General features: G+C 60.4%; 7 protein-coding genes. 2 read left to right on the top strand and 5 right to left on the bottom strand.

Going from position 1 to position 6,357, the window contains the following annotated elements; genetic code table 11:
• Window positions 1–301: LysR family transcriptional regulator (locus HLUSI_RS0125735; protein ID WP_016836661.1), on the bottom strand; the 301-nt coding region annotated here is incomplete at its 3' end.
• A 166-nt stretch (window positions 302–467) separates the two neighbouring features.
• Here HLUSI_RS0125735 and HLUSI_RS30765 point away from each other — a divergent pair.
• Complete coding sequence (locus HLUSI_RS30765) at window positions 468–932, top strand: RidA family protein (protein ID WP_016836660.1); 465 nt, start codon at window positions 468–470, stop codon at window positions 930–932.
• A 69-nt stretch (window positions 933–1,001) separates the two neighbouring features.
• Here the strand turns inward: HLUSI_RS30765 and HLUSI_RS0125725 are convergent, their stop codons facing one another.
• The 4 genes from HLUSI_RS0125725 to ugpB form a co-directional block, all read right to left on the bottom strand.
• Window positions 1,002–2,072 carry a sn-glycerol-3-phosphate import ATP-binding protein UgpC gene (locus tag HLUSI_RS0125725; RefSeq protein ID WP_016836659.1) on the bottom strand — a complete coding sequence of 357 codons (1,071 nt, stop codon included), beginning with the start codon at window positions 2,070–2,072 and terminating at the stop codon, window positions 1,002–1,004.
• A 1-nt stretch (window position 2,073) separates the two neighbouring features.
• Window positions 2,074–2,925: a sn-glycerol-3-phosphate ABC transporter permease UgpE gene (gene ugpE, locus HLUSI_RS0125720; protein ID WP_016836658.1), complete on the bottom strand. Its 852-nt coding sequence runs from the start codon at window positions 2,923–2,925 to the stop codon at window positions 2,074–2,076.
• 39 nt (window positions 2,926–2,964) lie between these two features.
• Window positions 2,965–3,849: a sn-glycerol-3-phosphate ABC transporter permease UgpA gene (gene ugpA / locus HLUSI_RS0125715; protein ID WP_016836657.1), complete on the bottom strand. Its 885-nt coding sequence runs from the start codon at window positions 3,847–3,849 to the stop codon at window positions 2,965–2,967.
• 190 nt (window positions 3,850–4,039) lie between these two features.
• Window positions 4,040–5,347, bottom strand: coding sequence for a sn-glycerol-3-phosphate ABC transporter substrate-binding protein UgpB (gene ugpB / locus HLUSI_RS0125710; protein ID WP_040503922.1), 1,308 nt, complete (start codon window positions 5,345–5,347; stop codon window positions 4,040–4,042).
• Between the two features lie 284 nt (window positions 5,348–5,631).
• On the opposite strand from ugpB, the gene ubiA reads away from it, so the two are divergent.
• Window positions 5,632–6,357 (top strand): 4-hydroxybenzoate octaprenyltransferase (gene ubiA / locus HLUSI_RS0125705; protein ID WP_040503923.1); only part of this gene is annotated, 726 nt, incomplete at its 3' end.

The following is a 6,357-nucleotide window of genomic DNA, read 5'->3' as shown; positions in this document are numbered from 1 at the left end:
CGCGCGCGCGCGCGCGCGCGCGCTGCGGCCGCTCCAGCAATTGGCGGGTGCCGCTTTCAATGCGATCGAAAGCCTCGCCGGCGACGACCAGGTAGCGCTGCCCTGCTGCAGTCAGCCGCAGCTGATTGGACAGCCGCTCGAACAACGGCACACCAAGTTCTTCCTCCAGCGCCTTGACCTGGTGGCTGACGGCGCCTTGCGTGACGTGCAATTCCTGCGCGGCCAGCGTGAAACTCTGGTGCCGCGCGGCCGCCTCGAAGGCGCGCAAGGCGTTGAGCGACGGAAGTGTGCGAGCGGTCATGGCGATATGAGGAACGGGCTGAGAAACGGGCTGAGGAACGGATTGAGGAACGGATCGAAAAATACTGGGGCTGGCCTGAGAAAAGATGCTTTGCCGCGCAGGCAGACGGGAATTTATTATAGACCCCATCCCCGGCAACTCCGCCCAACCATGACAAGGAAGCTCCATGAATCTCGACCAACGCCTGACCGAATTAGGTATCGTGCTGCCCGCCTCCGCCGCACCCGGCGCCCAATATGCAACCGGCGTCGTGCATCAGGGCCTGGCCTGGATCTCTGGTCAGTTGCCGCGCGACGGCGACCGCGTGCTGGTGTCGGGCAAGCTGGGCCGCGAAGTCTCGATCGAGGACGCCAGGATGGGCGCCCGGGCTGCATTGATCCGCGCATTGGCGGCCTTGCGCGACACCGTCGGCGACCTGCAGCGCATCGACAAGATCCTGCGCCTGAACGTCTACGTCAACAGCACCGAAGACTTCAGCCAGCAGAGTGCGGTGGCCGATGGCGCCTCGGCGCTGATCTATGAGTTGTTCGGCCCTGAACAGGGCCGCCACGCGCGCACCAGCGTCGGCGTCGCTCAATTGCCGCGCAATGCGGCGGTCGAGCTGGATATCGTGGTGGCGCTGGGGAGCTGAACCCTGCGGACAAAAAAACAGCCGGCAACGATATGCCGGCTGTTTTTGTTTGCAACGTAAGGGTCGATATCAGTCGATACGATGCGTGGTCTGCGGATCGAACCAGTGCAGCAGGTTCGCATCGACGCCGGCCGTGACCTGCTGGCCCATCGCCACTTCGGTGCCGGCCGCGCAGCGGATCACCATCGACTGGCCGCCGCAACGTGTATGCACCAGCAGTTCCGCGCCCAGCGCTTCCACCAGTTCGACTTCCATGTTCAGGCCGGGACGTCCCAGTTGCAGATGTTCCGGACGAATGCCGAGGATGCGCGCGCCGCCGCCGATCTTGGCCGGCGTCGACAGATCGAAAACGGAGCCGTCGTCGAAAGTGAAACGCGCGCCGTCGTCGCCGAGCTTGCCGTTGAGCAGGTTCATCGGCGGCGAGCCGATGAAGCTGGCGACGAAGGTGGTGGCCGGTTTGCCGTAGACTTCCGCAGGCGTGCCGATCTGTTCGGCGCGGCCCTTGTTCATCACGATCATGCGTTGGCCCAGGGTCATCGCTTCGACCTGGTCATGCGTCACATACAGGCTGGTGGTGCGCAACGAGGCGTGCAGCTTCTGGATTTCCAGGCGCATCTGCACGCGCAGCTTGGCGTCGAGGTTCGAGAGCGGTTCGTCGAACAGGAACACTGCCGGCTTGCGCACGATCGCGCGCCCCATCGCCACACGCTGGCGCTGGCCGCCGGACAATTGACGCGGCGTACGGTCCAGCAATGCGCCCAGTTCCAGGATCTCGGCCGCGCGCTGCACGCGGGTGTCGATCTCGGCTTTCGGCAAGCCCTGGATCTTGAGGCCGTAGGCCATGTTTTCGTACACGCTCATGTGCGGATACAGCGCGTAGTTCTGGAACACCATCGCGATATCGCGTTCTTTCGGCTCCAGGTTGTTGACCACGCGGTCGCCGATCATGATGTCGCCGGAACTGATTTCTTCCAGTCCCGCCACCATGCGCAGCAATGTCGACTTGCCGCAGCCGGACGGACCGACCATGACGATGAACTCGCCGTCGGCGATGTCGATGTCGATGCCGTGGATGACGTCGACTGCTTTCGGCGCTTTGCCGTAGGTCTTCTTGACTTGCTTGAGATGAATTTTTGCCATGTTATTTCTCGGAATCGACCAGACCTTTAACAAACCATTTTTGCATGACCACGACGACCAGCCCCGGCGGCAACATTGCCAGGATCATCGTTGCCATCACCATATTCCATTCCACCGCCGAGTCACCGCCCGAAATCAGCGTCTTGATGCCGATGCCGATCGGGTACATGGTTTGCTCGGTGGCGATCATCAGCGGCCACAGGTACTGGTTCCAGCCGTAGATGAACATGATCACGAACAGCGCAATCACGTTGGTGCGCGACAGCGGCCACAGCACGTCCTTGAGGAAGCGCAGCGGCCCGGCGCCGTCGATGCGCGCCGCTTCAGCCAGCTCGTCGGGCACCGTCAGGAAGAATTGCCGGAACAGGAAGGTGGCCGTGGCCGAGGCGATCAGCGGCACCGTCAGGCCGGCATAGGTATTGAGCATGCCGAAGTCGGACACCACCTGGTAGGTCGGCGTGATGCGCACCTCCACCGGCAACATCAGCGTCACGAAAATCATCCAGAAGAACAAATTGCGTCCGCGGAAGCGGAAGTACACCATCGCGAACGCCGACAGCATGGAGATCGAGATCTTGCCGATCGCGATCACCAGCGCCGTCACCAGGCTGATCCACAGCATGCGCGACACCGGCGGCGACGAGACGTTGCCGGAAGCGCCCTGGGTCAGGACGGTCTTGTAGTTGGCGACCAGCTCGGTGCCGGGCAGCAGCGACAGCGGCGACATGGCCGATTGCTCGGCGGTCTGGGTGCTGGCGATGAAGGCGACGTACAACGGGAAGATCACGATGATCGCGCCGATGATCAGCACCAGATGGCTGACGGCGTCGAGGATGGGGCGACGTTCAATCATGCCGGCGCTCCCTTCTGCATTGATGAAGCCTTGTGCGAATTAAGCATATTGCACCTTCTTTTCCACGTACTTGAACTGGACCACGGTCAGCAGGATCACGATCACCATCAGCACCACCGATTGCGCCGCCGAGCCGCCCAGGTCGCCGCCCTTGAAGCCGTCGCTGAAGACCTTGTAGACCAGGATCTCGGTGTCCTTGCCGGGACCGCCGTGGGTGGTCGCCTCCACGATTGCAAACGTGTCGAAGAACGCGTACACGATGTTGACCACCATCAGGAAGAACGTCGTCGGCGAAATCATCGGGAAGATGATCGTGAAGAAGCGCTTGACCGGACCGGCGCCATCAATGGCGGCCGCTTCGATCAGCGATTTCGGAATCGATTGCAGGCCGGCCAGGAAGAACAGGAAGTTGTAGCTGATCTGTTTCCAGATCGCCGCGATGACAATCAGGGTCATGGCCTGGTTGCCGTTGACCATGTAGTTCCAGTTGATGCCGAGCCATGCCAGCACATGCGAGAGCAGGCCCAGCGAAGGACTCAGCAGGAACATCCACAGCACGCCGACCACCACCGGCGACACCGCGTACGGCCAGATCAGGAAGGTCTTGTAGATCGCCGCGCCCTTGACGACGCGATCGGCGAACACCGCCAGGATCAGCGACAGCACCATGCCGCCCACCGCCACCAGCACCGAGAAGATGGCCGTGGTGCCGAACGCCGCCAGATAGCTCGGGTCGCCGAACAAGGCGGCGAAATTGTCGAACCAGACGAATTCCGAATAACCGCCGAAGGCGTCCTGCAGCAGCACCGACTGGTACAGGGCCTGCACCGCAGGCCAGAAGAAAAACAATATCGTGATCAGGATCTGCGGTGCGACCAGCGCATACGGCAGCCATGATGAAGTGAAGCGAGCGCGTTTTTCCACGATAGCTTATGTCCCTAAAAGCGGTGTTTGAAGAGGATGCGTGATAACGATTACATCCGGCACCGGTGAGTTTTCCGAGCAGCTGAAAAATACATCGCCCCGGAGAACCGGGGCCAAGTGTCTTGCACAGGTCTTTCCTGAAGCGGCAGCACGGCAAATCGATCTTGCCGCGCTGCGTTCAGCAGACTTCTTATTTGTTTGCTTTTTCGAAGCGGGCGAGCAGTTCGTCGCCACGTTTCACGGCGCTGTCGAGCGCTTCTTTCGGCGCCTTCTTGCCGGTCCAGACGTTTTCCAGTTCTTCGTCGATCACGGTGCGGATCTGTGCGTAGTTGCCCAGGCGGATGCCGCGCGACTTGTCTGTGGTCTTGACGATCATCTGCTTGACGGCGACATCGGTGCCTGGATTGCGCTCATAGAAACCGGACTTCTGGGTGATTTCGTAAGCCGCCTTGGTGACCGGCAGGTAACCGGTTTCCTGATGCCACTTGGCTTGCACTTCAGGCTTGGAAAGGTAAGTGAAGAACTTCGCCACGCCCTTGTATTCGTCAGCCTTCTTGCCGCCCATGACCCACAGCGAAGCGCCGCCGATCACGGTGTTTTGCGGTGCACCCTGCACATCGCTGTAGTAAGGCAGCGGCGCCACGCCGAACTTGAACTTGGCGTTCTTGCGGATATCGGCGTACGCGGACGAGGAACCGGTGATGATGGCGCACTCGCCTGCATTGAACTTGGCGTTGGCTTCATCCTTGCGGCCGGCGTAGATGAAGTAGCCTTGCTTGGCCCAGTTGGACATGTTTTCGATATGGCGCACTTGCAGCGGGCCGTTGATCTTCAGGCGTGCGTCGAGGCCGCCGAAGCCGTTGCTCTTGGTTGCCGTCTCGGTGTTGTGCCAGGCCGAGAACGATTCCAGGTGCACCCACGATTGCCATGTGGTGGTGTAAGGACAGGTGATGCCGCTGGCCTTCATCTTGGCGGCCATGCCGACGAAATCCTGCCAGGTTGCCGGCGGCTTGTTCGGATCCAGGCCGGCCTTGGCGAACAGGTCCTTGTTATAGAACATGATCGTGGTCGAGCTGTTGAACGGGAAGGACATCATGCCCTTCGCGGTCGAGTAGTAACCGGACACGGCTGGCACGTAGGCGTTCTGGTCGAACTTCTCGCCGGCTTGCTGCATCACTTCATAGACCGGTTTGATGGCGCCCTTGGAGTAAACCATGGTGGCGGTGCCGACTTCAAAAATCTGCAGGATGTTGGGAGCGTTGCCTGCGCGATAGGCGGCGATCGCAGCGGCCATCGATTCGTCGTAAGTACCCTTGTAGACCGGCGTCACTTTGTAATCGGACTGGCTCTTGTTGAATTCGTCGGCCATGGCATTGACGCGTTCGCCCAGGGCGCCGGTCATGGAATGCCACCAGGCGATGTCGGTAACCGCGAAGGCCGAAGTTGTCATTGTCGCCAGCAAAGCCGCAGCGGCAAAGGTTTTCACAGGGTATTTCATTAGGCAAATCCTCCCAAAAAGGTGACCGATGTTATCAAGTCATTGTGACTGTCTCGTTACACCGGTCGTACATTAGCGTCTAATGCCCGCCACGGCAAATAATTTCGCCTTTTTGAGCAAAAATTCACAAGGCATGTTACATCCGTTCACGGAGATGCAAATTGCATGAAAAAAAATTCTGCAAAAGAGCGCGTCAATTCCGTCAAAAAATATCCCATTCATCCACCCAGGCGAGTTTTTTGAGCGCGCCTTTATAATGGCGCTTTCCTTTTTGTCCGCCTGACATGAATCGCCTTAATCTCTATTTCCACCTTGTGCGCCTGCACAAACCGATCGGCATCCAGCTGTTGCTGTGGCCGACGCTGATGGCGCTGTGGTTTGCCGCCGACGGCCGGCCGGACTGGCATATCGTGGCGATCTTCGTGCTGGGTACGGTGCTGATGCGCTCGGCCGGTTGCGCGATCAATGATTACGCCGATCGCGATTTCGACAAGCACGTCAAGCGCACCGTCGACCGTCCGCTCACGGCCGGCAAGATCCACGGCTGGGAGGCGCTGATGGTGGCGGGGGTGCTGGCGCTGGCGTCTTTCCTGCTGATCCTGCCGCTTAATACACTGACCAAGCAGATGTCGGTGCCGGCGCTGATCGTGGCGGCCAGCTATCCGTACTTCAAGCGCTTCTTCGCGATTCCGCAGGCGTACCTGGGCATCGCCTTCGGCTTCGGCATCCCGATGGGTTTTGCTGCGGTACAGGGCCAGGTGCCCGCGGCGGCGTGGCTGATGCTGCTGGGGAATGTGTTCTGGTCGGTGGCCTACGACACCGCCTACGCCATGGTCGATCGCGACGACGACATCAAGCTCGGGATGAAGACCTCGGCGATCACCTTCGGCCGCTTCGACGTGCTGGCGATCATGCTGTGCTACGTGGCGGCGCTGGGAATTTTCTGGGCGGTGGGCTGGCATTTCGGCCTGCGCACCTGGTTCACGCTGGGCATGCTGGCCGCAGCCGGC

This window comes from Herbaspirillum lusitanum P6-12, from assembly GCF_000256565.1.
Taxonomy (GTDB): Bacteria; Pseudomonadota; Gammaproteobacteria; order Burkholderiales; family Burkholderiaceae_D; genus Herbaspirillum; species Herbaspirillum lusitanum.
This window is presented reverse-complemented; position numbering and strand designations above follow the sequence as displayed.

Bases quoted from the DNA above. Each gene is read 5' to 3' on its own strand.
- HLUSI_RS30765 (WP_016836660.1), top strand. From the start codon at position 468: ATGAATCTCGACCAACGCCTGACCGAATTAGGTATCGTGCTGCCCGCC.
- HLUSI_RS0125725 (WP_016836659.1), bottom strand. From the start codon at position 2,072: ATGGCAAAAATTCATCTCAAGCAAGTCAAGAAGACCTACGGCAAAGCG.
- ugpE (WP_016836658.1), bottom strand. From the start codon at position 2,925: ATGATTGAACGTCGCCCCATCCTCGACGCCGTCAGCCATCTGGTGCTG.
- ugpB (WP_040503922.1), bottom strand. From the start codon at position 5,347: ATGAAATACCCTGTGAAAACCTTTGCCGCTGCGGCTTTGCTGGCGACA.